At 68.8% G+C, this 544-nt stretch carries 1 protein-coding gene; it reads left to right on the forward strand.

The window, feature by feature from the left end; translation table 11 throughout:
• The coding region (locus A5712_RS13765) for a translation initiation factor IF-2 N-terminal domain-containing protein (RefSeq protein ID WP_156766557.1) at positions 1 to 544 on the forward strand (544 nt) is incomplete at both ends.

Raw genomic sequence — 544 nt, forward strand, 5'->3', positions numbered from 1 at the left:
TGCGGCTGCCGCACGGCAACGGCGAGACCATCCGGCTGGCGCGCGGGGCGTCCCTGTCCGACTTCGCCGAGAAGATCGACGCCAACCCGGCCTCGCTGGTGCAGGCGCTGTTCAACCTCGGCGAGATGGTGACGGCAACCCAGTCGGTCGGCGACGAGACGCTCGAGCTGCTCGGCAGCGAGATGAACTACGTCGTGCAGGTCGTCAGCCCCGAGGACGAGGATCGCGAGCTGCTGGAGTCCTTCGACCTGACGTACGGCGAGGACGAGGGCGGCGAGGAGGACCTGCAGACCCGTCCGCCGGTGGTGACCGTCATGGGTCACGTCGACCACGGTAAAACCCGGCTGCTGGACACGATTCGTAAGGCCAACGTCCGCGAGGGCGAGGCCGGTGGCATCACCCAGCACATCGGCGCCTACCAGGTCGCCGTCGACCTGGACGGCACCGAGCGGCTGATCACCTTCATCGACACCCCGGGCCACGAGGCGTTCACCGCCATGCGTGCCCGCGGCGCCAAGGCGACCGACATCGCGATCCTGGTGGT

Source organism: Mycobacterium sp. E2327, from assembly GCF_001672675.1.
Taxonomy (GTDB): Bacteria; Actinomycetota; Actinomycetes; order Mycobacteriales; family Mycobacteriaceae; genus Mycobacterium.